Below are 25,584 nucleotides of genomic sequence, written 5' to 3'. Positions count from 1 at the left end.
GAGGGGTTTATGTGCTAAAGCATGCCGGTCTGAAAAAGGTGATGGTGATCGGTTCCGGGCCCATTATTATCGGCCAGGCGGCCGAATTCGATTATGCCGGAACCCAAGCCTGCCGTGCTTTACGGGAAGAAGGATTAGAAGTGGTGCTGGTTAATTCCAATCCGGCCACTATTATGACGGACGCCCATATTGCCGACCGGGTCTATATCGAGCCGCTGACGCCGGAATTTGTAGCCAAAATCATCCGGCAGGAAAAACCGGACGGACTCCTGCCTACGCTGGGGGGACAGGTAGGGCTGAATGTGACCCTGAAGCTGGCGCAAGAGAAAGTCCTGGAGGAAGAAGGGGTGCGGCTTTTGGGTACCCCCCTCATGGCCATTCAAAAGGCGGAGGACCGGAAACTGTTTAAAAAGATGATGGAGGAAATCGGCGAACCGGTTCCGGAAAGCGTCATTGTCTCCTCTGTAGATCAGGCCGTGGAATTTGGGGAAGGATTAGGGTACCCGGTGATTGTCCGGCCCGCCTATACTTTGGGCGGTACCGGGGGAGGCGTGGCCTGGTGCGCCCGGGAGTTAAGGGAAATTGCCGCCCGGGGTTTGAAATACAGTATCATTAAACAAATTTTGGTAGAAAAAAGTGTCGCCGGGTGGAAAGAAATCGAGTTCGAAGTGATACGGGACTCGGCCGATAATTGTATTGCCGTGTGCAGCATGGAGAATGTTGATCCGGTGGGGATCCATACCGGGGACAGCATTGTGGTAGCCCCTGCTCAGACTTTAACGGACCGGGAATACCAGATGCTCCGGGCCGCGTCCCTGAAAATAATCCGGGCCTTGGGCATCGAGGGGGGCTGCAATGTCCAGTATGCCTTAGATCCCGTTAGTTTTCAGTATTATGTTATTGAAGTGAATCCCAGGGTCAGCCGGTCATCTGCTTTGGCATCCAAAGCGACCGGCTATCCCATTGCCCAGGTAGCGACCAAAATCGCCATCGGCTTAACCCTGGACGAAATCAAAAATGCCGTCACGGAGAAAACTTACGCTTGTTTTGAACCTGCCCTGGACTACGTGGTAATCAAAATTCCCCGCTGGCCCTTTGATAAGTTTTCCCGGGCCGACCGTTTATTGGGCACCCAGATGAAGGCCACCGGAGAGGTGATGGCCATTGACCGTACCTTTGAAGCCGCTTTGCTCAAGGCAGTCAGATCCCTGGAGCTGGGGCTGACGGGCTTGGCCATGGAAACCTTTCAAGAGGCATCGGACCCGGAGGTGGCCCAAAAAATCAACCAAGCCGACGACCAGCGCATCTTTGCTGTAGCCGAGGGGCTGCGGCGGGGCATGAGCCCTGAAGAAATCGGGGACCGCACCAAAATTGATCTTTTCTTCTTGGAAAAGCTGGACCGGATCGTGAAGCTGGAAAAAGAACTGGCCGCAAGGGAATTGACCCCCGATCTGCTCCGCAAGGCAAAAAGAACCGGCTTTAGCGACTTGAGCATTGCCAAAATCACAGGGCGGGAAGAGGCGGCCGTTCGGGAGATGAGAAAAGCTTTCCGGATCCTGCCGGTCTATAAAATGGTGGATACCTGTGCCGCGGAATTTGAAGCGGTCACGCCCTATTATTATTCCTGCTATGAAGCGGAAGACGAAGCCCGGCCGGATGCGGTGCGGAAAATTGTCGTGTTGGGGTCCGGGCCCATCCGTATCGGCCAGGGGGTGGAATTTGATTACTGCTCTGTCCACTCGGTATGGGGCTTGAAGGAGCAGGGGATTCAATCCGTCATTATCAACAATAACCCGGAAACGGTGAGCACCGATTTTGATACCTCGGACCGGCTCTATTTTGAGCCTTTAATCCCGGAAGATGTGCTCAATATTATCGAAAAGGAAAGGCCGGAAGGGGTGATTGTCCAGTTCGGCGGCCAGACCGCCATCAATTTGGCCCAACCTCTCGCTCAAGCCGGCATAAAAATCCTGGGTACTTCCGTAGAAGATATTGACCGGGCGGAGGACCGGGATAAATTTGATCACTTGCTCCAGGAACTGGGGATTCCCAAACCCCCCGGACGCACCGCTACCAGTGTGGAAGAGGCTTTGGCGGTGGCGAAAGAAGTGGACTACCCGGTTTTGGTGCGTCCCTCCTATGTGCTGGGCGGGCGGGCGATGGAGATTGTCTATCATGACCGGGACCTGTTAGACTACATGTCCACTGCGGTGAAAGTCTCCCCCGGACATCCCGTGCTGGTCGACAAATATATCATGGGCCGGGAAGTGGAAGTGGACGCCATCTGTGACGGTGAGGATGTCCTGATTCCCGGCGTCATGGAACATATTGAAAGGGCCGGCGTCCATTCCGGGGACAGCATTGCGGTCTACCCCAGCCATTCCTTACCCCCTTACGTGATTGACCAAATCGTGGACTATACTTCAGTTTTGGCCCGGGCCTTAAAAGTGAAAGGATTAATCAATATCCAATATGTGGTCCATGATAACCAGGTTTTTGTCCTGGAAGTAAATCCCCGGTCCAGCCGGACCGTTCCCTATCTAAGTAAAATCACCGGCATTCCCATGGTGCTTATGGCGACCAAGGCCATTCTGGGTATCACGCTGAAAGACCAGGGTTACGCGCCGGGCCTTTATCCGGCCCCCCCTTATGTCACCGTAAAAGTTCCCGTCTTTTCCTTTGCCAAGCTGCTCCAGGTAGATACTACCTTAGGGCCGGAAATGAAATCAACGGGCGAGGTGATGGGGGTGGAAAAGAGCTTTGCCAAGGCCTTATACAAGGGTATGGTCGCGGCGGGGGCGGATATTCCCACCTCGGGCAGTATCCTTGCCACCATTGCCGATAAAGATAAGGGCGAGGCGATTCCTCTTTTACGGGCTTTTCGGGAGCTAGGCTTTACCTTGCTGGCCACTTCCGGGACGGCGGCGGTTTTGGAAAAGGCGGGCCTGAAAGTGGAACGGGTGAATAAGCTGGCCGAAGGATCTCCCCATATTGTGGACTTGATCCGGTCCAATCGCATTCATTTTGTGGTGAATACCTTAACGAAAGGGAAAAGTCCGGAACGGGACGGTTTTAAAATTCGCCGGGCGGCGGTGGAGATGGGGATTCCCTGTCTCACCTCCCTGGATACCACCAGGGTGATCCTTTATGTGCTCCGGTCTTTGTCCAAGGGAGAGCAATTCCGCCTTGTACCCCTGCAGGAATATAGGATGCAGGGAAGGATTTGAGCGGGCGATGATGATCTGAAATTAGGATATCCATATTTTTATAAATAAAGAGAATAGGCGGGTGAACTTTATGAAAGAGAAATTGATTGTTGCTTTGGATGTATCGACAAGGCAAGAGGCACTGGGGTTGGTGGAGCAGTTGTGGGACAGTGTAGGGGCTTTCAAGATCGGCATGCAATTGTACAACAGTGAGGGACCTGATATTATCAGGGACATTCAGGCCCTGGGGGGAAAGGTTTTTGTCGATTTGAAGTTTCACGACATTCCCAACACCGTGTGCCAGACTTCCCGGGTCATTACGCGCAGGGAAGCCTTTATGTTCAGCATTCATGCCTCCGGGGGCGTGGAAATGATGACCAAATCCGCAAGTGCGGTGCGGGAAGTTTCCGGTCAATTAGAGATACCGAAGCCCCTCGTCATCGCCATTACTGTTCTCACCAGTATCAGTCAGGAGGTTTTTGAAAAAGAAGTAGGCATCTCCCGGCCCATCGAAGACCAAGTGGTAAACTGGGCAAAATTGGCCCAGCAGGCCGGCCTGGATGGAGTAGTGGCTTCTCCCCAGGAAATCCGGGCTATCCGGAATGCCTGCGGAAATGATTTTGTCATTGTCACCCCGGGGGTGAGGCCTCTCTGGGCAACCGCCAATGACCAGAAGCGGGTCATGACTCCGAAAGAGGCGGTAAAACAGGGTGCCACCTATTTGGTGGTAGGCCGTCCCATTACCGCCCAACAGAATCCCGGTGAGGCGGCGCGAAAAATAGTGGAAGAAATGGAGGAAGCCTTTGATGCTTAATCAGGATCAAGCCTTAGATCTGTTCCGGAAATCCGGCGCCTTGCTGGAAGGCCATTTTGTGCTTACTTCCGGCCGGCACAGCGACCGTTATATCCAGTGCGCCCAGGTCCTCCGCTATCCGGAGTACACGGCTGCCTTGTGTGAAGAAATCGCCGCCCGGTTCAAAAAGGACGAAATTGATGTGGTCGTGGGACCGGCTATGGGGGGCATCCTGGTCGCCTATGAAGTGGCCCGGCACCTGGGTGTGGAAAACCTCTTTGCGGAACGGGAAAACGGCAAGATGACCCTGCGCCGGGGCTTCCGGGTGCAGCCCGGTCAAAAGGTCCTGGTGGTGGAAGATGTGGTCACCACCGGGGGCTCCGTGCAGGAAGTGATGGAGGTAGTGACCGGCCAGGGGGCTCAGGTAGTAGGCGTAGGCCTACTGGTGGACCGGAGCGGGGGAAAAGTTGACTTTGGCGTGAAAATGGAAGCCGTTCTGACCATGGAAGTCCCCAGCTGGGACCCGGCAGTATGCCCCTTATGTCAAGAAGGCAGTCCTGCTGTCAAACCCGGCAGCCGGGTTCGAGCTTGACTTAGGGAAATTTATTGACTTATTTTAAGGCTCCCGATACAATGGCGATAGAATGCAACGGCAAAAGTCAAAAAGTCAAGCCTGACCCTAAGAGGTGTGTGATGTTTCAGCTGCAGTTAAAGCATATTTTGGAGGCGAAGGATTTGGCGGGGGTCTTGGAATTGATGTCCCAATCCGCCGGATTTAATGCGAAACTGGTTGATGTGGACGGGAATCCGGCATTATTGCCGCCTTCGTATCAGTATCCCCAATTTTGTGATCTGATCAGGTCCAGCCCCTGCGGACGGGAAAAATGCTGCTCCTCTTATCGCAAAGCCGGTCTGCAATCGGTAAAGTTTAAGGAGCCCTTTATTTTTCGCTGCCATGCAGGGCTGGTGGGATGGGCGATCCCGGTTTTCGCGGAAGAAAGACATGTCTCCACCGTGGTGTACGGACAGGCCTTAATGTCTCATTTCAGCACGACCTATTTTAACCTGCTCAAAGATGTGGCGGACGAATTAAAGCTGAATTATGACAGCTTAAAACAGGCTTTAAAATCGGTAAAAAAGGTGGAACCCGGCAAAGACCAGATTGCCGCAGAGCTGGTTTATATTTTTGCCAATTATCAATCCCATTTTGCCAAGGGGCTGCACAGGGAGTCGAAAAGATTTTCTCTCCCCAAATTTGAAAGGATTTTGGCCAAGCTGCCGGCGCCGAACCGGTCCGTTTACCTGGAAAAGGAAAAAGAGCTGCTCCATTATGTGAGCTTGAAGGACCGGTCGGGCGCCCTTCCTGTTTTGAGCCGGTTGTTGAAAGACCTGATTTCCTCCGGGAACGATTTGGAATGGATCAAAAACCGGGTGATTGAAATGCTGGTGTTGATTTCCCGGGCGGCCTGTGATGCGGGCCTGCCTAATGAGGCTGCCTATCAGGTGAATAATGAGGCCATCCAGAAGGTGATGGGCTGTGACCGGGAAGAAAAAATCTACATCGCGGCTAAAGAGACGGTGAATTTGTTCTTTGCCTCCATGCCCCGGGAAGAGCAGGGGGAATATAAATTTGTTTTGGCGAAAGCGGTGGAATATATTCAAGGGAATTACGCCAATCCCGCTCTTTCTTTATCGGAAGTGGCCAAAGCCGTCTACCTAAGCCCTTCCTATCTTAGTCACTTATTTAAAAAAGAATTATCCTATACCGTGAATGATTTGATCACCCTCTTGCGCCTGGAAGAGGCGAAAAGACTGCTCAGGGAAAAGCGATTGCCGGTAGGCGAAATTGGGCAGCTGGTGGGTTACGCTAACCCCAGTTATTTTGTCAAAGTTTTTAAAAAGGATACGGGCATGACTCCCCTGGCTTATCGGACCAGTGGGGAGTAGACGGGGACAATCATGGCAAAATAGGAACATTTTACAGCGCTTTAGTTACATGACTAAAACGCTTTTTTTTCGTATCGTAAACTTAGAAATACCCAATTAAAACGGAGGTGTCATAGATTGAGTCATTTTAAGGAGTATGGGATCAATGAATCTGTGCCCATGGAAGACAGGCATATCGGTTTTTGGGATATGACTGCCACCTGGATGGGGGCCAACTGCCAGCCCAGTTCCTGGTATATCGGAGGAGTCATTGCCGCCGTAGGACTGGGAGGAGCCCTGGGGATTACGCTGGTGGCTAATCCCATCACCTATCTTGTGCTGATGCTGATTGGCTACATGGGGTACAAAATCGGCACCACGACCATGGGAATTACCCGTGTTCCCTTTGGCATTCAAGGGAGCAGGCTCTTGTCCGTGGTCAACGCCATTAGTTTGGTGGGCTGGGGTGCGGTAGCCAACTTTATCGCGGCCATTTCCATGAGCTATCTCTTCAATAGTTTATTTGGCTGGCCTTATTACGGTGAACCCGGGGACTGGTGGGTTCTGGCGATCGGAGCGGTCATTAATGGGGTGCTGTCTCTGATATTCGTCGCTATCGGGGGTTCCCGGTCCCTGGCCTTTGTGGAGAAAGTGATGATGGTCGGTCTCTTAATCTTGAGCACCTGGATTACCATTAAAGTGCTGGGCACCTATTCCTTGGCCCAAATCGCCGCCTGGCGTCCTGATGAAAGCGTGCGTATGCCCTTTGGGGCAGGGGTGGATGCCATGGCCGCCTTTAGCATCGGCTGGCCCATCTGTGCCGCTGAATATACCCGGTACACCAAAAATAAGATCTCGTCCACCCTGGCTCCTTTTATCGGCGCCAACCTGGCCATTTACTGGTTTGCCCTGGTGGGGACCCTGGGGGTGATTGCAGTGGCGATCCAGACGGGAACCTTCGACCCCAACTATAGTGATCCCTCCAGTGTGGCGACCCAGCTGGGACTGGGTTGGGCGGCCCTGATTGTCGTGATCTTTGCTACGGTAACGACCAATTTGATCAATATCTATAGTGGTTCTGTCTCGGTGGCCAATATTATGCCCAAGCTGGATATGAAAAAGATCATTTGGATCATCGGCGTGATTTCAATTCTGGTTTCCTTGATTCCCTTGATTGTGGGCAGCTTTTTAGACACTTTTATGGCTTTCTTAAGCAATTATATCGGGTTAATTTTTCCGCCCGTGATGGCGATTCTGGTGGTTGATTACTATCTGATCCGGAAAGGAAACTATCAGGTGGACAAGTTTGACCAAATTGGCGGGCCATACTGGTATAGCGGCGGTTTTAATTGGTATGCCATCGCCAGCTGGGCCATCAGTATCGCAGTATATCTCTTTTTAAGAAAAATAAATTTTGGCATCAACAGTACCGGTTCCTTACTGCCGGGGTTTGTGCTCTCTTTAATTATTTACTGGGTTTTAGCCAAAATTGGTGTCTCCAGTAAAGCCTATCAGGATGTGAATTCGTTACGGGCCTAAGCAAGACAAAGATTTCCCGCTTTAGGAATAGGTATCTAAATGGAGGGTGAGAAATGGAAGAGGCAAAAGAGATACTTCTCATTAAAGAAACAGTGATTAATGGTGACGAAGAACAAACTTACGCTGAAGTCAAAAAAGCGATTGAGGCCGGTGTAAGCTTGTTGTCCATCTTAAATGACGGCTTAATTGCCGGGGCTAAGGTGGTGGGGGAAAAGTTTGAAAAGGGAGAATATTTTCTGGCCGATTTAATGCTGGCCGGGAATGCCTTAGCCAACGGCATGGAATTACTGCGGCCTTGCTTAGCGGAACAGCAGACCCAACAGGTACACCGGGGTAAGATTCTCATTGCCACCGTAGAAACAGATATCCATGACATCGGCAAAAATATTGTCAGCTCCCTTTTGATTGCGGCCGGGTTTGAGGTGGTGGATTTAGGCGTGGATGTCGGTTGTTCCAAGATTATTGATGCCGCCGGCAAAGAAAAAGTGGATATTATTGCCCTTTCTTCTTTGCTCACTACCTCCCGACCTTATTTAAAAGACGTGATCAGCCTTTTAAATACCGCCCAAAAGCGCTCCGATTATAAGGTGATCGTGGGAGGGGGAGCCTTGACCGCGGATTATGCGGCCCAAATAGGCGCCGACGGCTACGCTGCCGATGCCGTCAAAGCTGTCGAACTGGTCTTGAATTTAATGGGGGAGGTCTGATTCATGCTGAGCTTTCTAGAAACCATGTACCGGGCGGAAAATGGACCCTATGCGAAAGAAACGGATTTTGATCTGAAATTAATCTATAAAACGGCCCGGAAACTGGCCCAAGAATATGAGATTAAATATAAGCCGGATGAAATTATTAACCAGGATCTGGCCATGGCGGATAGAGTATTTGCCGCCGGCGTGGAAATGGCGGCCCAGGTTGGACTTTACTGCCGCAGCACGGAACGGATCATCCAATACACGAAAGAGGAAGTTACCCAGGCTTTGCGGGAAGCCCCTTTTGAGCTGACTATCGGAGCATACAAGGACGCCCGGACTCTGTACGCGAGAAAAATATCAGATCCGAGAACTCCCCTGGTCTTTGGGGGTAATGCCGGCGCTCCCATGGATGAAGATACCTTCTACCAAACCGCCTTATCCTATATCAAGGAGCCCCTGATCGATGCCCTGGATCACGGCGCCATCACCATGGTGGAGGGGCTGGAAGTAAAAACAGGCAGCCCATTGGAGATTACCGCTACCAGAAGGGAACTGGAATTGTTGCGGCGGGGCGCAAAACTTTTAGGCCGGCAGGGCATGCCTTTCATCGCGGCCGAAAGCAGTGCTACGGCATTAGGAGATATTGCCGTAGCTGCACCGGAATATTTGCGCCGTTCGGATATCCACCTGTGCCCCTTGTTGAGCGAGCTCAAAACTGATTACCATAACCTGTCCAAGGTAGCCAACTTTGTGGAATATGGAGGACTGAACGGCAACCTGCCCAATCCCATCGTGGGCGGCTACGCCGGAGGACCGGAAGCGACGCTGATTACGGCCATGGCCAGTTTTATTTTGGGTACGGTGGCCAATCAGGCTCACCTGCATCTCTGCCATCCCGTCCATATCCGGTACACGTCCACCTCCACACCGGAGACTATGTGGGTGGAATGCTTGGTGGGGCAGGCTTTTAGCCGGAATACCAATTTAATCATCCTGGGAGATATCTTTGCCACTTGTGGGGCAGGCACCAAAGAGCTGTTATATGAGGTTGTGGCCAATGCCTTGGCGATTTCCGTTTCCGCCATGCATTTGTTGGGGGTGGCGGCCACCAACGGTAAGTATCCTCATGCTTCCGGGCTGGAAGCCCGTTTAATGGCGGAAACCGGGATTGCCGCAGCGAAACAAGGAATGGATCTGCCTCAGGCCAATGAAATTGTTCTGGCTCTTGTGAAGCAGTATGATTATACCTTCAGCAATCCCCTTTTAGGAGTGCCCTATCATGAAGTATACGACACCCAAAGGATTCAACCAAAAGATGATTGGCTGAGGCTGTATCATGAAGTGAAAGAAGAAGCCTCAAAACTTGGACTCGACTTTTAGGGAATAGGTAGGAAAACAATATGCACAAATTTTTGGCACCGCAAAAAACTATCACCATCGGTGAGATCACCCTGGGCGGGCAACCCGGCCAATACCCTACTGTTTTAATCGGCAGCCTGTTCTACCGGGGACATCAGATTGTAACCGATCACCAAAAAGGAGAGTTTGACCGGGATCGGGCTGCGGAACTGCTCCGGACAGATCAGGAATGGTCCATCAAAACCGGTTTGCCCCGGATGATTGATGTGGTAGGGGAAACGGTAGAAGCCTTGGAAAAGTATGTACACTTTGTGGCTGAGCAGACCGGTGACCCTATCCTGGTGGATTCCCCTGTCGAGAAAGTCCGCCTGGAAGTGATGAAAAGCCTAAGGCAAAGCAAAATCAAGAACCAGCTCATCTATAACTCCCTGGATATCGGAGCCGGGGCCCAGGAAATAAATATGCTGGGAGAACTGGGTGTAAAAAACTGCGTGCTGATGGTCTTTAACAGCAGGAGTATCAAGCCTTTTGACAGATCTAAGCTGTTAACTAAAGAGCAAAACATCTTATTCAGGCTGGCGGAGGCAGGAGTGGAAAATATTTTATTGGACACAGGCGTGCTGGATTTGCCCAGTATCGGCTGGTCCGCCTTAGCGATTGCCGATTTAAAAGAAAAATATGGCCTGGTTACCGGCTGCGCTCCTTCCAACGCTTTATACATGTGGAAAAGGACCAAACAACTGGAAAAGGAAGCTTTTCAAGCGGCCGGCTCCGTAGCCATGAGTCTGCCGGTGGCCTATGGGGCGGATTTTATCTTTTACGGTCCCATGGTAAACGCTTCCTGGGTATATGCCGGCGTGAGCATGATGGATGCCGTCGGTGCTTTTACCGTCAAAGAGTATGGGGTAAGGCCCCTGACTTCTCAGACCCCGTTGCTGAAAATTTTCTAAGCATGGTCCAGCAGTTATTTTAAGCCCCAATCTTTTTAGGTTGAGGCTTTTCCTTTATAATAGATTTAGGGACATTGTGTCTTCTGACCTTATTCAAGGAGGGGTGAATGGTGTATTATGATCAATCTATTTTGGCCATGGCGAGAGGCCACCAAGCCGCAGACTTAGTGCTGAAAAACGGCATGATTGTGGATGTCTTTTCCGGTACGTGTTTTTCGGGAGACGTAGCAATTTCCGGTGGGTATATCGTGGGCACCGGTTCCTATCAGGGGAAGGAGGAAGTTGATCTGGGCGGTTCCTTTGTAGTTCCGGGTTTTATTGACGCCCATGTGCATATCGAAAGTTCCCTGGTTAGCCCCGTGCAGTATTCCGCTACCGTGATGCCGAAAGGGACGACCACCATTATTGCCGATCCCCATGAGCTGGCCAATGTTTATGGTACGCGGGCCATCGACTACCTTTTGCAGGAAAGTGAGCGGATCCCGTTAGACATCTATCTGATGCTGCCCTCTTGCGTTCCTGCTACTCATTTGGAGACCTCAGGCGCTGCCCTGACCGCTGATGACCTGGCAAAATTTATCGGTCATCCGAGAGTTTTAGGCTTAGCGGAAATGATGAATTATCCCGGCGTGATATTTGGGGACCGGTCCGTCTGGGCTAAACTGGATTTATTTCAAGAGAAAAAGATGCGCATCGATGGACACATTACAGGAGTCAATGCTCAAGACTTATCGGCCTATGTTCTGGGGGGCATTACCTCCAACCATGAATGTACCAGCAGCGAAGAAGCCCTTCAGTGCCTGCGGGCAGGACTGAAATTAATGATCCGGGAAGGTACGGCGGCGAAGAATTTAAAGGATTTGCTGCCTGCCGTGAACAAATACAATTCGAGCCGGTGCATGCTGTGCACCGATGACAGGCATCCCACGGATCTCATCAAAGAAGGACATATCAATCATTTGGTTAAGCTGTGTATCGCCCAGGGGATGGAGCCTGTGACGGCGATCCAGATGGCCACCATTAATCCGGCCCAGCATTTTGGCTTGAAGCAACTGGGGGCAGTGGCCCCAGGTTACCAGGCGGATCTGGTGATCCTGAACGATCTGGACACCATGGCGGCGGCAAAGGTGTTTAAAAAAGGAAAGCTGGCGGCCGTTGACGGCAAAGCCGTTTACCAGGTACCTGAGGAAAAGGTGGGGGGATGTTTGCCGGAAGGTTTAAAGATTGGTCCGATTTCTCCGGGGAAATTGACTTTTAACCTGAAAGATGACGTTCATGTGATCAAGATTATCCCGCATCAGCTGGTGACGGAAAAGATCACGGTTCCCTCTGCCCAGTATCTGTCCGGTGCAGGAGACATTGTCAAGCTGGTGGTGGTGGAGAGGCATCATGGCTCGGGCAACATAGGAGTGGGCCTGGTGCACGGTTTTCATATCAAAAACGGGGCCATTGCTTCTACGGTGGCCCATGACAGCCACAACCTGATTATCGCCGGGGACAATGATGATGATATCTTGCGGGCCATAGACGAAATGGTAAGACTGAAAGGCGGTTTAGCCGTGGTGAAAGAAGGAAAGGTTCTCGCCTCCTTAGCTTTGCCTTTGGGCGGCCTGATGTCTTACGAGCCCGTGGAGAAAGTGGTAGAAACCCTGGAATTGGTGAAGGCGGCAACCCGGGAGCTAGGAGTATCCGATGATTTCGATCCTTTTATGACTTTGGCGTTCCTTTCCCTGCCCGTGATTCCTCAAATCAGGCTGACGGATCTTGGATTGGTTGATGTAAACGAATTTAAGATCATACCCTTGTAAAAAGATCAAAAAAATAACCTTGAGCATGTCAGAATAAGTGTTAAAGCGTCACATGGGTGATAACCTCCGATTATTAATGGAGGTTTTTTTCTTAATTATCGCTGTGCCAAGGGAAAAAAGTCCCAACAGCAAAGTCTCCCCGAAAAGAGTGCTTGCAGGAACAGCCCGATACTTGGCGAATATTGTTTTACAGTGAGTTTCTAAGGGTGTATCCTATATGTATTTTATATGAAAAGGATATAGAGGCAAACTACTTTGAGGGTAGGGGGCAGTGGCACTATGGAAATAAGCTTAAAAGATTTGCTTTCATGTGATTTTTTTTCTGCGTCAAAGGTACTAGCCGGTCAAAGCGGACTTTCCAATATTGTATCTTCAGTCACAGTGCTGGACTCACCTGATATTGCAAAATATTTAAGAGGCGGAGAATTAGTTATTACAACTGGTTATAGTCTCTTAAACGATGAAAACAATCAAAAAATAGTTTTAGAAAGTTTGGCCAAAAAAGGGGCTGCTGCATTAGGTATCAAGCTGCGTTTTTTTGGCAGAACACTTCCCCGGAAAATGGAAGACTTAGGGAATCGACTTAACGTACCGATCATCAGCATTCCGGATGAGTATGCCTATACCGAAATCTATGACTTTATTAATTTAAACATGGTTTCCAAATTGACGAAAGAAGTGAAACGGGTAGAGGAAGTATATAAGGAAATTAATTACAGTGTTTTTACTGAAGGATTGGCCGGATTGGCAAAGATACTTTATAAATGGAGCGGTTTAAGAGCTGTGGTTTTGTTTCAGCATGTAATTTATGATTTTCCGGCCCAGGGGGGATTGGAAGACTTCGTTTTTGATCCTAGTAAATGGCGGGAAATACTTACTCCCAGAAATATTAGTAGTGGGGTAAGTCTTTTTCAATATGTAAAAAACGATTTTGTGATAGAGTGGTTGTCTGCAGAAATTGTGGAGAAAGGAAAATCCCAAGGAAACATTTTACTTTTGAAAAATGACCGGGACTTTGATAAAAATGATTTTAATATTTTAGATTATGCTGCTTCCGCGTGTGCAGTGGAAGTACAGAGAATTAAATCTATTATAGATATTAATAGGAAGTATCGAACAAGCTTTTTGGAATCTTTTCTGCATGGAAAGTATTCGTGGGAGGAAGCAAAATTTCAGGCCGGTCAGTTGGATTTTGAAATTCCCAATGACGGCATGGTGGTGATCATAAGTTTTGATAATATGTCAAATGAACTTCATGAAATTAACTTTATTAATGATATAGACTATTTGATCACAAAAATTTTCGGGCGTCAGACCGTATTTGGTTTAGTTGAGAATAAACATTTCGTTTTGTTTATCCCTAATGATTTAGATAAATATTCTTCTCTGCTTAATAAAATATATCATGAGGTAATCAATGTTTTAAAAGTTACTAATATTATCATCGGACTGGGAAGACCAGCAACTTTTCAGGATGTGGCAAAGAGCTATGAAGAAGCGAAAATTGCGATCCAAATTGGGTCATGTTTAGACTTAAATCCAAGGATTTATTATTTTCACGAATTGGGCTTTTTTCGGATACTCAAGGTAAGTCAGGAAGTTAACCAGTATTATGAAGATTACTTAAAGCCGTTAACGAAACAAAGCGGTGAAAGTGATGTTGATTTGTTAGAGACTTTAGAATGTTTTTTTGAAAGCGGTTGTAATTATCGGGAAACAGCAAAAAAAATGTTTATGCATCCTAACACAGTCAGATACCGGATCTCTGTTATTGAAAAGTTGTGTAGAGTTAATTTAAAATTAGCCAGTGATCGTTTAAATATGGAAATTGCCTTGAAATTACTCCCTTTGATCAGTGCAAAAAACAAAGGCAAATTAAATTTTTGAAACTCGTTAGTATTCAGTTGAATATTTACAATGTTTCTCCTGAGGCGGCAGTATCGCAAATACTTGCCGCCTCTTTTTTTTGAAAGTATTGCACAAAAGTACAAAAGGTTAAATAAAAGGAGATATCGGATACCATTCTTTTTGTATAAATAGTGAAAGGTTGAAATGTGTTAAAGAAAGAAAAATCTTGGAAAGCACTACATCATGATGTTGTTATTGAAAACAAATTTTTCAAAAACATAGTTGACGGGAGGTGGCATCCAACATTGAAAGTTTAGTATGGAGGCAAAATTTTTTCTTAAAATGATCTAACAAAAAACAAGGAAACTGAAGAATTAATGTTGGGAGGCGCAAATAATGAAGGAGCAAATTTTAAAGCGTTTAACAGACGCAATCGTAGACTGTGATGGCGATGAAGCTAAAAAAGTGGCTCAAGAGGCTTTGGATGCAGGTATTTCAGCTCTGGAAGCAATTGAGAAGGGTGCATCAAAAGGATTGGAAGTGATCAGTGCCCGGTTTAGTGCCGGAGAAGCCTTTTTGCCGGAATTAACTCTAGCCGGAGATGCCATGCAAGAAGTTCTGAATGTTTTGTCCAAAGCATTGGCGGATGAAAAAGCCGATACCCCAGTTTTGGGCAAAGTTGTCATTGGTACCGTCTTTGGAGATATGCATGATATCGGGAAAAACATTGTGGCCGGGTTATTGTCCGTGAATGGTTTTGAAGTTTATGATATCGGCATTAATGTGGAAGTTAAGAGGTTTCTGGAAAAAGCCAAGGAAGTGGGGGCTAACATTATTGCCACTTCTACCTTGTTAACAACTTCCATGCCCTATCAGGAGGACCTAGCCAAGTATTTAGAGGACGCCGGTGTACGCGACCAATACTATTACATTGTGGGCGGTGGACCTGTTACGGCAAATTGGGCGGCAACAATCAAAGCCGATGGACATGGGCGGACGGCCACGGATGCGGTAGAAGTTTGCAAGCAATTAGTAAAAAGCGGTAATAAACCCGGATCATTTGAAACAGTAGTTTATGAATATTATCAGGCATAAGGGGGCCGAAAAATATGTCATTAAGACGGGAAAAGCTATTGAAGAGCCTGGAAAAAGCATTTACGGGGCCGATTTGCTCGGTAAAAGAATGGGATACAAAGATTATTCCGCAAACCATAAAAGAAAAATTAAAAAAATATGGCCTGCAGAATACTCTTGATATGGAAAATCCGATTAATACGGATGATGATTTAGCCGATCAGTTTTTCAAAGCCGGGCACGAACTGGCATTGGAATTGGGTATGTTGAATGTAGAAACGGAACGGATTATCAAGATTACCGAAGAGGAATTAAAACATACATTAATGCATAAACCCAAAGAACTTACCCTAGGTTCCGGTCCGGATACCGTATTGTTGAAGGTACGAAAACCAGAGGACCCGACTCCCCCCCTGCTTTGTGCTTCCTTGGGAATTGTGGTTTCAGAAGATTTATATGTTCCTATTGTCGAAGGGTTAGTAAAATACAGAAAATTGGTGGATGTGCTTCATGGACCGTCTCTAGCTACCATCTATGGGCAAAAAGTCCGGTCCGGAACCCCTTATGAAACTTTAATGGGCCGTTACGAGGTAGAGCTAAGACGTCATGCCTTATGGCGGGCAGGACGCCCCGGGATGGCCAATACGGGAGTTGCCGGTGCCGTAACTGAGTTCGGACATTTGGGCGGCGCTGCCGCTATGGGCGGCCCGGGAAATGTTACCATGGCTCTTTGCCCGGTGGAAATGAAGACCAATTTTTCCGTATTCCACCGGATCATGATGGCTATTAATTATGATATGAGGATCCGTGCCGGCGGTTTTTCTTATATCGGCGGGTATGCAGGTCCTGCAGAAGGAGCAGCGCTAGCCAATGTTGCTACCGACTTGTTGATCGGAACAGTTTTGGACAGCGATTATACTAGTTCCTATGTTTATGATATTCAATTGTTTGGCAATTGCGGACGTAAAGCCTTGTGGGCCAACAGCGTATCAATCCAGGCAGTAAGCCGGAATACCAATTTAATCCGTAACAAGATCGTCAATGAAACCGGCGGTCCATGCACCGACATGTTCATGTATGAAGCAGCCGTTGGTTTAATGAATCACTGTGTATCAGGTGCTTCTAAAACAACCCAGCCCCGGTCAGCCGGCGGAAAATTTACCGATCATTTAACGCCGATGGAGGCTTGGTGGTGCGGAGAAGTGTTCAAATCCTGTGCGGGAATGACCCGTAAAGATGCTAACGAAGTAGCCAAGAAAGTGCTTCCGAAATACGAGGAAAGGCTTACGAACCCGCCTAAAGGAAAGAGCGTATTAGACTGTTTTGATCTTAAAGAAATGAGGCCGCTTCCTGAATATGAAAGATTATATCTGGACATCAGAAAAGAATTAATTGATTTAGGTATGCCATTAGATAAAGTTTACAATGAAATGTAGCCCCAATCTTATTAAAAGCAAGATATCTAAAGAAGTTGAGGGTCGGGTGCTTTCGTACCAGGCCCTCCTGATATCTTCATAAATTCACAAAGTTATTGATTCGAAAGGTGGCTTAATTATGTCGCTTCTCATTGTTGGAGAATTAATTAATACCAGCCGCAAGGCAATAAAAGAAGCTGTTGAGGCGAGAAATGCATCTTATATTCAGCAAGTTGCTGTAGAGGAAGCTAAAGCTGGCGCAGATTATATTGATATTAATTGTGGAACAGTGGTATTTGAGGAAGAGACAACAATTGAATGGCTGGTAAACACAGTTCAAGATGTGGTGAAGGATATTCCTCTTTGTATGGATAGTCCCAACAGTAAGGCCCTCCGGGCAGGATTAAGGCAGCATAGAAATGGACAGCCGATGATCAATTCAATTACAGCAGAGAAAGAAAGATTTGAAAATGTGTTGCCCTTGGTATTAGAGTATCAAGCTAAAGTAGTGGCATTATTAATGGATGACTCCGGCATGCCGGAAACGGTTGAACAAAGAATTAAAATAGTGGACAAACTCATTCCCGACCTTATAAAATCCGGGATACCCCAAAATGACATTTATCTGGATCCACTTATCAAGCCGATTAGTACGGGAGATCAGGCGGGGCAAGAGGTTCTTAAGACCGTCCAATATATAAAAAGTAAATATCCGGATGTCCATACTATTTGCGGTTTAAGTAATGTGTCCTACGGGTTGCCCAACCGGAAGGTGTTAAATCATGTGTTTACAGTATTGAACCTGGGTATGGGGATGGATTCTTTTATCCTAAATCCAACCGACAAACAATTAATGGGTCTTATATTTGCTGCTCAGGCGTTGTTGGGATTAGATCGACATACCATGAAATACTTAAAGGCCTATAGAAATGGTTTATATGAATAGGAAATATAAATAATCAACAGTAGTTAATAGATATTGACGAGTTGAGAGAATGAGGCTAAGAGCAGGGAACTGGCAAGAAAATTATGGGAGAGATTTTAGTAATCGTTATCTTTCTAGACTGATGGAAAGTTGGGGAAGAAGAGATGGGCAAAAAAGTGGAGCTCATAGTGAACGGAGATAAACATTTATTGGAACCAAAGGATGATCTGACTCTATTAAAGTTCAGTTTCTATCTTTTAGAAGTAAATATTTCTATGGGGGTGGAGTAGTGACAGAGTCCGATCAATATTGTAGAACTTTGCAGCATTTTTTAACGGTAGCTCCTTATCTTAAACAATTTACTATCGAGGATATTGGAATATGGTTATATGACACAGAAAAGCTAATTTGGTTTGCCAATACAAAAGCACAACCATCGAGTCAATCATATATCGGTATGCCGATAGTGCCCGAATACCCAGTTTATAATGCCATGAAAAAAAGACAACGATCGGTAACAGAGGTAGATAGGAAAATCTTTGGTGAAGCTTGTATATCTATAGATATACCGATCTTTGAAGAAAATGAAGTTGTGGGAGGCATTTCAATTGCGTTGTCAGTTGATAAAAAAGAAAGGCTCCTTGACATTGCCAAATCGTTGGAAGAGAGTATAAAGCATTTTGATACGACTGTTCAACAAATTGCAGCGGAAGCGGAAGAGCTTTCTGCTACAAGCCAGGAATTAAACAGTATATCCATGCAAACCAATGCTCGTGTTGGCGAAACGGATCAAGTTGTGCAAGTGATCCGGAAAATTGCCGGACAAACTAACTTAATTGGACTGAACGCAGCGATTGAGGCGGCTCGGGTTGGAGAGAACGGCAGAGGTTTTGCAGTGGTGGCTGAAGAGGTTCGGAAATTAGCCCATACCAGTACTAAGTCTACTAAAAACATAGGAAGTATTTTGGACCAAATTAAAAATGCTGTGGAACAAATTAATTCATCCACCCAAGAAGTGGCTATGGTCGCCAACCACCAAGCAGAAGTTCTTACTAAAGTGAGTCCAGAGGTAGAAAATTTAACTCGATTGGCTAATTTACTTGTAGCAATGGCTCAGGAATTAACGACAGATACCAATGCCTAAATTTGCCTAAGTAATTAAACTTCTTCCCCGTAAGCGGTTCATTACTTTCACAAACGGGGAAGAAGTCTGTCGCAAGGGTTTACACTTTTTTTAGAACGTAGCCCGTATCTCCGACTTCAACATGGTTTTTTTCGTGGTTAAAAATAATGTTTAATAAAACTGCAGTGGCACTTCCTAAAACGATACCGTTTTGGCCTATCAATATTTGAACTAGTTCGGGTGTTTTAGAAAATAAAGCAGGAACAACGGTGATCCCCAGTCCAATACCAATCGAACAGGCGGCGATCAATAAATTACCTTGATAACTAAAATCTACTTTCTGCATAATTTCCACTCCTGCCATTGCCACCATGGCAAACATCATCATCATTGCAGCCCCAAGGACAGGCATGGGTATAACGGTGGCCAGGGCGGCAAATTTAGGAATCAACCCCAAAACAACCAGGATAATCCCGGCGGCAACCACAACAAAACGGCTTCCTACTTTAGTCAAACCAACAAGTCCAGCGTTTCCGGAATATGTAGTATAAGGAAATGAGTTAAACACTCCCCCTAAAATACTGCCAATCCCTTCTGCTCTCAGCCCTTTAACAACATCTTTCTCGGTAATTTCTTTATCGCAAAATTTTCCAACAACTAAAAACGTGCCCGTTGACTCAATCATTACGACAATCATCGTAACAGACATGGTGAGGATGGCACGAAGATCAAAGGAGGGTACTCCGAAAGCAAAAGGACTAACAAAACTTAACCACTTTGCGTTCGCTACGACGCTTAAATCGACCATTCCAAAAAATCCGCTGACAATCGTCCCTACGAACAAACCAATTAGGATGGAAATTGATTGTATAAAACCTTTAAAAAACCTATTCACTGCTAAAATGACTAACAACGTAAATAAAGCCAGCAATAAATTTTTGGGATCACCGAAAGTGGGACTCCCAGACCCTCCGGCGATATCGTTTATGCCGACCGGGATTAGGGTAAGCCCAACAATAGTTACAACTGAGCCAGTAACAATGGGGGGAAAATATCTCAAAACCTTGCCAAAAAAAGGTGCAACGAGAATCATAAATATGGCTGCACCTATAATTGAACCATAAATTGCTGTTATACCTATGCTGTTTCCGATGGAAATCATCACAGCCACAGGTGCAAAGGCACAGCCAAGTACTACCGGGAGTTGGATTCCAGCGAAACCTTTAATACCGATCGTTTGAATTAAGGTGGCGATTCCGCAGGTAAATAAATCCGCAGCTACCAAAAGTGCTATTTGCTCTTGTGATAAGCCAATGCTTCCCCCAATGATCAGAGGAATAGCGATACCGCCGGCATAAAAAGCCAAAACGTGCTGCAGCCCTAAAATACTTAACTTGCTAACAGGCAACATTTGATTAACCCGATCAACTTTTTCATCAGCCATCATAATCTACCCCCTTTTGTTATCATCATTTGAAAATCTCGGCAAATAAAGATGCTCTGTTACAAACTAGGTCTTTTTTTCAGGACTGCTCATTTCATTAACCCCCTTTCTTTACTGAAGAAAACTCATGGAACCAAGCTGGTCTTTACATTGTGCCATACACCTTCGCAACCTGTTTTGCTGCCTTACTCTTAATAGCCTCCTCATCAATTCCAGTTAACCTGCCCTTCCTAAAAACAATCTTCCCATTAATAATCGTCATATCTACAGGGCGGCTGTACCCTACAGTCCCAAGAAAGGATGCGGGATCTGATAACCCCCCTACAAATTCTAATTTGTTAATGTCTATCATAAAAAGGTCAGCAGCTTTACCCACTTCAATGGACCCTATATCAGACCGTCCAAGAATTGCTGCACTCCCAACAGTAGCAAGCTTTAAGATTTCATAACCGGTGGGAGCTTTGGTACTGGAGCTTAAGCGGTGTAATAGATAAGCTATTCTAAGATCTGCCAATAGGTTGGACGCATCATTGCTGCCACAGCCGTCTAACGCTAAACCTACCGGAACTTTTTTTTCAAGCATTTGAGGTATTTTGGCGATCCCGGAGGAAAGTTTCATATTTGATACAGGACAGTGGGCTACCCCGGTTTTGGTCCGACTGAGCAGATCAATTTCTTCATCCGTAAAATGGATGCCATGGGCATACCACACATCCGGTCCTACCCACTCACAGGATTCCGCCCAGGCCAAGGGCCTTTTTCCATAAACTTCAAGGCAGTATTTTTCCTCATCCAAGGTTTCTGCCAGATGTGTATGCAGCCTTACTTTTTTATCCCTTGCTAGCCTGGCTGATTGAATCATTACTTCAGAACTAACCGAGAAAGGGGAACAGGGTGCCAAAGCCACTTGACGCATGGAAAATTCCTCTGGGTCATGAAAATTTTCAACAAGGCGTAAACTATCGTCTAAAACCTCATCTAAGGTTTCTACGAGTTCATTGGGAGGGAGTCCTCCTTCTTTTTTACCCCTGGTAAAACAGCCCCGTCCAGCATGAAAACGAAGCCCCAAAGACTTGGCTGCCTCAAACTGGCGATCAATAATATTTTTACCGATCCCTTTGGGAAATGCAAAATGATGATCAAATAAGGTTGTCCCCCCATATTTGACAAACTCAGCCATTGCAACCATAGAACTGTAATAAATATAATCGGGATTGACCTTTTCCCAAATATTATACAGATATAGCAGCCAGTCAAAAAGTTCGGATGATTGAATTTCTGGAATGTTTCGGCTAAAAGCCTGTAGTACATGATGATGTGTATTAACCAGGCCTGGATAGATAAACATTCCTTTAGCATCAATAACTTGAGCGTCCTTATCCTCCGGGATAGTACCAATGGAAATAATTTTGGAACCTTCTATTAGAATACTTTGATGTTGCATGATACGGTCTTTAGTATCACAGGTTACTATGGAATCTGCGTTTTTTATCAGCAATCTTGACATCAAAACCACCTCTGTCTCTTTTGTATCCAATTACCGGCGATCAAAACTTCTCCTTAGAAAATTCTTTTAAACCTACCTCCCTTTATGATTTATAGAGAAATAAAAACCCACGCTAAACTATAACAAGTTAGTTTAGCGTGGGTTAAACCTAGAACCACGTTGCTAATTGATGCTGTTACACTATGTAGTGATTAGTCCAAAATCGACTACATGGTTTCACTGATATGCAAGCTTAGCCAATTTTCGGTTTTTTAAAGTTAGAATGTCGTTAATTCACTTTCCTCATGTAAAATATGTTTATATCCAATAGATTGTTGGTCTCGGATTTAATTCGCTTTTTATTTCTACAACTCTTTTTGTCCGGCCTTTGTGCATTTATTCATATTTCATTATTCTTAAGAAGTATTTATTTATGTTTTTTGTGCATATCCCCAATTGACAAATAATTTACTCACTCTATGCACCAAATAGATAGAAAGTAGCGAAGCCGGGCATAGTCAAAAGGTATGGCGTATGCTAGTATGAAAATATTTGATTATATTATTCTATATTTATGATCCTTTTCCTTTGTCATCCTTAAGTAAGATCACAACAGTCAAATAGATTTTAGTCTATTACAGTTTTATTTTTCTTTTGCTGTTTTACAATCATTTTAGGTGCACCTTATTAATTGTATTAGAGCCTAACTGCAAGGAGGTTGTAAACCTGTTTTTATCTTGACAGAAATCAATTTATTTTCATGGGTAAAAATTAAATTACTTTTGTCGAGGAGGTTAATTAATGAGCGATCACGATCATTATGGCGAAGGTATAGCAAGGGATTACGGGGTTGAAGAATATGTTCCAATGGAAGCTAGGCACTATGGATTCTGGGATATGGCTTCTACATGGGTTGGAGCCAACTGCCAGCCAGGTGCATGGTTTATTGGGGGGTCAATTGCTGCAGCCGGTTTTATGACTGCTTTTGGGGTTACCATGATAGCCAACCCACTGGCTTATTTAATTCTTGCCTTAGTGGGTTTTATGGGTTTTAAGGTGGCCACGACCACTATGGGCTTAACCAGGTTTTCCTTTGGTATTATCGGAAGTAAATTGCCTTCTGCATTAAACAGTATTTCATTAATTGGCTGGACTTCGGTGGGATCTTTTATTGGTGGAATTAGCATGAGCTATGTTTTTAGCATCATATTTGGCTGGCCTGCTTACGGAGAGCCCGGCGGATGGAAAGGCCTGGCCTTCGGTGCAGGATTAAATGCTATCTTAACGTGTTTTTTAGTTGCTTATGGCGGATCAAAACTGATCAGAAAGGCTGAAAATGTTAGTGTGGTTTTAATGGTTGTGATTAGTATCTGGATGACTTATGCCGTATTAAAGACCTTTCCGATTTCGGAAATTCTTGCCTGGAAGCCGGATCCAAACTTCAAAATGCCTTTAGGAATAAGCATTGATACTATGGCGGCCTTCAGTATTTCCTGGGTGCCCTGTGTTGCAGAGTATACCCGTTATTGCAAGACGAAAACGTCGGCGACAGTTGCGCCGTTATTGGGTGCTACGGTAGCTCTTTATTGGTTTGCCCTGGTTGGTGTAATGGCTGTAATTGCCTCAGCCATACAAACCGGTACCTTTGACCCTAATGCCTGTGATCCTTCCAGTGTGGCAACCTCTTTGGGACTTGGGATTCCCATGCTGATTGTAATTATTTTATCTACGATTACAACCGATATGGTAGCTCTTTTTTCCGGTTGTATGTCGACTCTGAATGTTTTCCCCAACCTAAATTATGAAAAGACCTTGTGGACAACGGGTATTGTAACTGTATTAATTGCCTTTATACCGATTGTTTTTGGCAGTTTCATGGATTTCTTCTATGTATTTGTCGGATACTTAGGCGCGGTGTTCCCACCTTTGATTGCTGTTATGGCCACCGATTATTATTTTGTCCGCAAGGGGGATTACAAAATGGAATTCATTAGTGATAGGAAAGGGATTTACTGGTACACTAATGGTATAAATTGGGTTGCTATGGGAAGCTGGATCGCGGGAATGGCGATTTATTTTCTCCTGCAAAAATTGGTCTTCATCCATATGACTATCGGCATAGTATTTCCGGCTACCCTTATTACGGCCATCATCTATGGTATAGCCGGAAAAATGAGTTTAAAAAATGGTATGGGCTTCTTTATTGGAGAAAAAACCCCTGGCTAAGCGGTTAGAGAAAAATCCCCCCTGTGCCACTTAAAGTGGCCGGGGGGATGTTGTTTTATCAAATCAAAACCGACGATTGACGACTTGAAATCCGGAATATTAAATCGGTATAATTGTCCTAAGAAAAATGTTATATTATAAAAGCTATAATATTTGAATAACTTACTAATTATGTTAGCTAAAGTTTAACCTTTTTTATCACTAGAAGAGGGATGATAAATTTATGTCTATCTTTATTGAAGACGATATATCTGATCTCTATTTGAAAATGTTAAACGATAAAGGGATTAAAATTATATTTAATAAAAATGATGAAATAATATCACAAGGAAAGTTTGTTGATAATTTATATCTTATTGAGGACGGGTATGTAAAACTTAGCATGATTTCCGATGTCGGGAAGATGCATATCATTGGGTTTTGTGGAATGTTATCCTGGTTCGGTGAGAATTTTTATTTTAATAATGGAGGAAAAAGCAATTTTTTTGTACAAGCTTTTTCTGAGGTAAAATGCTTGGTATTTAGACACGAGATGGTTCGCTCGTTTATGGCGAATTATGAAATTTCTCTGTCGATATATAAAAGCCTTATTAAAAAAAATGTATTGGTGGAAGATAAAATAAAAAATCTTTCTTTTTTTGATACAAGGCAACGCATTTCCTGGGTGTTAAAATGTCTTATTGACAGGTTTGGAATACAGGAAAAAGAAGGTATCTTAATAAACTTTCCCATCACTAGACAAGATTTAGCTGATCTTAGTAGTTCATCCATTGAAGCAGTTGATGTTTTCATTCGAAAGGCTAAAAATAATGGAATGATAGACCGGAAGGATGGCTTTATTCTAATCAAAAATCGTAACTTAATCCAGTTTTATTAATTCTGCCTAATAACAGACCGCAAATTTCAAAAGGGAGGAAGAAACTTATGGTTGAGACAGCCAGTAATTCCAGCAAATGCGGGTTGCTTTGGCATGTAGATATCCCAATTCCTACTGTAAAAAAAGTGTTTTCTTCCTATGAAATTGTTCATTTGAAACCGGGTGCTATAATATTTTTTGCATCTGACAAGATGGAATATATTTATTATCTTAATAAAGGAATTATCAGATATTATATTAAGAATGGCAAAAGAACGAAGATGATTTATTGGAGGGATAACTGTATAATAAATAATTTTTTGTTATTAATAAAGGATTATTTTTTTGAAATCCAAGCTGTTACGAAAGTTGAGTTAGCTAGAATGCCTGTTGACCAATTTCAAAAAAAACTGCAAGAAGATCCTAACTTTTTTCAAGAAGTAATTATCATTGAAAGTAATGTCCTAAACAATAGCATAAATCAACTTCAGTCGTTATGTTTTAATGATGCCAATCAAAGAATTGATATTTTGATGAATGATTTCCAAAATTATAACATTTCCATGAAGGACAGTATGATCCTTTTACAAAATCTTTCTCAAGGAGAAATTGCAGATGCCTTGGCCTTACATCCCGTAACCATCTCTAAGTCAATAAAAACCCGTTTGTCCAATTATAAGATAAAATAGGAAAACTAAACCTGAAAAATATAAATATCTTAGCATCTTTTACCTCTTGATTGATAAACTACTTCGTTATCAAAAGGGAGGTTTTTTTATGGAAAAATCGTTTTGCAGTTTTAAAAAATGATTTTAGTCTAGTACAGTTTGCGAAATAAAAGGAGGTTCTACAATATTAATTAATTCAAAGAGATTTAAAGCGTAAAATTTTCCCAAAAGTAATAAAGACCT

General features: G+C 45.0%; 19 protein-coding genes. 17 read left to right on the top strand and 2 right to left on the bottom strand.

Annotated elements, in window-relative coordinates:
• The first annotated feature begins 11 nt into the window (after positions 1–11).
• From carB to DCMF_RS30055, 14 genes are all read left to right on the top strand, one after another.
• Entirely contained in the window at positions 12–3,227 is a 3,216-nt protein-coding gene (gene carB / locus DCMF_RS08875; RefSeq protein ID WP_148134096.1) for a carbamoyl-phosphate synthase large subunit, read from the top strand.
• Positions 3,228–3,297: 70 nt separating this feature from the next.
• Positions 3,298–4,020 carry an orotidine-5'-phosphate decarboxylase gene (gene pyrF / locus DCMF_RS08870; RefSeq protein ID WP_148134095.1) on the top strand — a complete coding sequence of 241 codons (723 nt, stop codon included), beginning with the start codon at positions 3,298–3,300 and terminating at the stop codon, positions 4,018–4,020.
• Positions 4,013–4,591 carry an orotate phosphoribosyltransferase gene (pyrE, locus tag DCMF_RS08865; RefSeq protein WP_148134094.1) on the top strand — a complete coding sequence of 193 codons (579 nt, stop codon included), beginning with the start codon at positions 4,013–4,015 and terminating at the stop codon, positions 4,589–4,591. Before pyrF ends, pyrE begins: the two co-directional genes overlap by 8 nt.
• A gap of 101 nt (positions 4,592–4,692) precedes the next feature.
• The gene (locus DCMF_RS08860) at positions 4,693–5,946 is read left to right on the top strand and encodes a PocR ligand-binding domain-containing protein (protein ID WP_214659208.1); all 1,254 of its coding nucleotides are present in this window, start codon (positions 4,693–4,695) and stop codon (positions 5,944–5,946) included.
• 117 nt (positions 5,947–6,063) lie between these two features.
• Positions 6,064–7,464: a purine-cytosine permease family protein gene (locus DCMF_RS08855; protein WP_148134092.1), complete on the top strand. Its 1,401-nt coding sequence runs from the start codon at positions 6,064–6,066 to the stop codon at positions 7,462–7,464.
• 53 nt (positions 7,465–7,517) lie between these two features.
• Positions 7,518–8,171, top strand: a complete 654-nt coding sequence (locus DCMF_RS08850; protein WP_148134091.1) for a corrinoid protein — start codon at positions 7,518–7,520, stop codon at positions 8,169–8,171.
• A gap of 3 nt (positions 8,172–8,174) precedes the next feature.
• Positions 8,175–9,539, top strand: coding sequence for a monomethylamine:corrinoid methyltransferase (locus tag DCMF_RS08845; RefSeq protein ID WP_148134090.1), 1,365 nt, complete (start codon positions 8,175–8,177; stop codon positions 9,537–9,539).
• A gap of 20 nt (positions 9,540–9,559) precedes the next feature.
• Positions 9,560–10,468 carry a tetrahydromethanopterin S-methyltransferase subunit H gene (locus DCMF_RS08840; RefSeq protein WP_148134089.1) on the top strand — a complete coding sequence of 303 codons (909 nt, stop codon included), beginning with the start codon at positions 9,560–9,562 and terminating at the stop codon, positions 10,466–10,468.
• 107 nt (positions 10,469–10,575) lie between these two features.
• Positions 10,576–12,276 (top strand): adenine deaminase, encoded by a 1,701-nt coding sequence (ade, locus tag DCMF_RS08835; protein ID WP_214659207.1) that lies wholly within the window; start codon positions 10,576–10,578, stop codon positions 12,274–12,276.
• Positions 12,277–12,555: 279 nt separating this feature from the next.
• A complete protein-coding gene (locus DCMF_RS08830; protein ID WP_148134088.1) occupies positions 12,556–14,163 on the top strand; it encodes a PucR family transcriptional regulator in 1,608 nt (535 codons plus the stop codon).
• A gap of 357 nt (positions 14,164–14,520) precedes the next feature.
• Complete coding sequence (locus DCMF_RS08825; RefSeq protein ID WP_148134087.1) at positions 14,521–15,219, top strand: cobalamin B12-binding domain-containing protein; 699 nt, start codon at positions 14,521–14,523, stop codon at positions 15,217–15,219.
• Between the two features lie 14 nt (positions 15,220–15,233).
• Positions 15,234–16,634, top strand: coding sequence for a monomethylamine:corrinoid methyltransferase (locus tag DCMF_RS08820; RefSeq protein ID WP_148134086.1), 1,401 nt, complete (start codon positions 15,234–15,236; stop codon positions 16,632–16,634).
• A 118-nt stretch (positions 16,635–16,752) separates the two neighbouring features.
• Positions 16,753–17,559 (top strand): methyltetrahydrofolate cobalamin methyltransferase, encoded by an 807-nt coding sequence (locus tag DCMF_RS08815; protein WP_148134085.1) that lies wholly within the window; start codon positions 16,753–16,755, stop codon positions 17,557–17,559.
• A gap of 268 nt (positions 17,560–17,827) precedes the next feature.
• Positions 17,828–18,682: a methyl-accepting chemotaxis protein gene (locus DCMF_RS30055; protein ID WP_269467159.1), complete on the top strand. Its 855-nt coding sequence runs from the start codon at positions 17,828–17,830 to the stop codon at positions 18,680–18,682.
• A gap of 79 nt (positions 18,683–18,761) precedes the next feature.
• Here the strand turns inward: DCMF_RS30055 and DCMF_RS08805 are convergent, their stop codons facing one another.
• Both DCMF_RS08805 and DCMF_RS08800 read right to left on the bottom strand, forming a co-directional pair.
• Entirely contained in the window at positions 18,762–20,105 is a 1,344-nt protein-coding gene (locus DCMF_RS08805) for a nucleobase:cation symporter-2 family protein (protein ID WP_148137809.1), read from the bottom strand.
• Between the two features lie 145 nt (positions 20,106–20,250).
• The gene (locus DCMF_RS08800; RefSeq protein ID WP_148134084.1) at positions 20,251–21,612 is read right to left on the bottom strand and encodes an amidohydrolase family protein; all 1,362 of its coding nucleotides are present in this window, start codon (positions 21,610–21,612) and stop codon (positions 20,251–20,253) included.
• A gap of 780 nt (positions 21,613–22,392) precedes the next feature.
• Here DCMF_RS08800 and DCMF_RS08795 point away from each other — a divergent pair.
• The 3 genes from DCMF_RS08795 (at position 22,393) to DCMF_RS08785 (ending at position 25,362) form a co-directional block, all read left to right on the top strand.
• Complete coding sequence (locus tag DCMF_RS08795) at positions 22,393–23,817, top strand: purine-cytosine permease family protein (protein ID WP_148134083.1); 1,425 nt, start codon at positions 22,393–22,395, stop codon at positions 23,815–23,817.
• A gap of 223 nt (positions 23,818–24,040) precedes the next feature.
• Entirely contained in the window at positions 24,041–24,694 is a 654-nt protein-coding gene (locus DCMF_RS08790) for a Crp/Fnr family transcriptional regulator (protein WP_148134082.1), read from the top strand.
• 47 nt (positions 24,695–24,741) lie between these two features.
• The gene (locus DCMF_RS08785; protein WP_148134081.1) at positions 24,742–25,362 is read left to right on the top strand and encodes a Crp/Fnr family transcriptional regulator; all 621 of its coding nucleotides are present in this window, start codon (positions 24,742–24,744) and stop codon (positions 25,360–25,362) included.
• Positions 25,363–25,584: the final 222 nt, after the last annotated feature.

This window comes from Candidatus Formimonas warabiya, assembly GCF_002777255.1.
Lineage (GTDB): Bacteria > Bacillota > Dehalobacteriia > Dehalobacteriales > Dehalobacteriaceae > Formimonas > Formimonas warabiya.
The sequence above is the reverse complement of the archived record's forward strand: the minus strand, read 5'-3'. Positions and strand labels throughout refer to the sequence as shown.

Excerpts from the sequence above, each read along its gene's own strand:
- pyrF (WP_148134095.1), top strand. The coding sequence starts at position 3,298 with ATGAAAGAGAAATTGATTGTTGCTTTGGATGTATCGACAAGGCAAGAG.
- pyrE (WP_148134094.1), top strand. The coding sequence starts at position 4,013 with ATGCTTAATCAGGATCAAGCCTTAGATCTGTTCCGGAAATCCGGCGCC.
- DCMF_RS08860 (WP_214659208.1), top strand. The coding sequence starts at position 4,693 with ATGTTTCAGCTGCAGTTAAAGCATATTTTGGAGGCGAAGGATTTGGCG.
- DCMF_RS08850 (WP_148134091.1), top strand. The coding sequence starts at position 7,518 with ATGGAAGAGGCAAAAGAGATACTTCTCATTAAAGAAACAGTGATTAAT.
- DCMF_RS08845 (WP_148134090.1), top strand. The coding sequence starts at position 8,175 with ATGCTGAGCTTTCTAGAAACCATGTACCGGGCGGAAAATGGACCCTAT.
- DCMF_RS08840 (WP_148134089.1), top strand. The coding sequence starts at position 9,560 with ATGCACAAATTTTTGGCACCGCAAAAAACTATCACCATCGGTGAGATC.
- ade (WP_214659207.1), top strand. The coding sequence starts at position 10,576 with ATGGTGTATTATGATCAATCTATTTTGGCCATGGCGAGAGGCCACCAA.
- DCMF_RS08830 (WP_148134088.1), top strand. The coding sequence starts at position 12,556 with ATGGAAATAAGCTTAAAAGATTTGCTTTCATGTGATTTTTTTTCTGCG.
- DCMF_RS08825 (WP_148134087.1), top strand. The coding sequence starts at position 14,521 with ATGAAGGAGCAAATTTTAAAGCGTTTAACAGACGCAATCGTAGACTGT.
- DCMF_RS08820 (WP_148134086.1), top strand. The coding sequence starts at position 15,234 with ATGTCATTAAGACGGGAAAAGCTATTGAAGAGCCTGGAAAAAGCATTT.
- DCMF_RS08815 (WP_148134085.1), top strand. The coding sequence starts at position 16,753 with ATGTCGCTTCTCATTGTTGGAGAATTAATTAATACCAGCCGCAAGGCA.
- DCMF_RS08805 (WP_148137809.1), bottom strand. The coding sequence starts at position 20,105 with ATGGCTGATGAAAAAGTTGATCGGGTTAATCAAATGTTGCCTGTTAGC.
- DCMF_RS08800 (WP_148134084.1), bottom strand. The coding sequence starts at position 21,612 with ATGTCAAGATTGCTGATAAAAAACGCAGATTCCATAGTAACCTGTGAT.
- DCMF_RS08795 (WP_148134083.1), top strand. The coding sequence starts at position 22,393 with ATGAGCGATCACGATCATTATGGCGAAGGTATAGCAAGGGATTACGGG.
- DCMF_RS08790 (WP_148134082.1), top strand. The coding sequence starts at position 24,041 with ATGTCTATCTTTATTGAAGACGATATATCTGATCTCTATTTGAAAATG.
- DCMF_RS08785 (WP_148134081.1), top strand. The coding sequence starts at position 24,742 with ATGGTTGAGACAGCCAGTAATTCCAGCAAATGCGGGTTGCTTTGGCAT.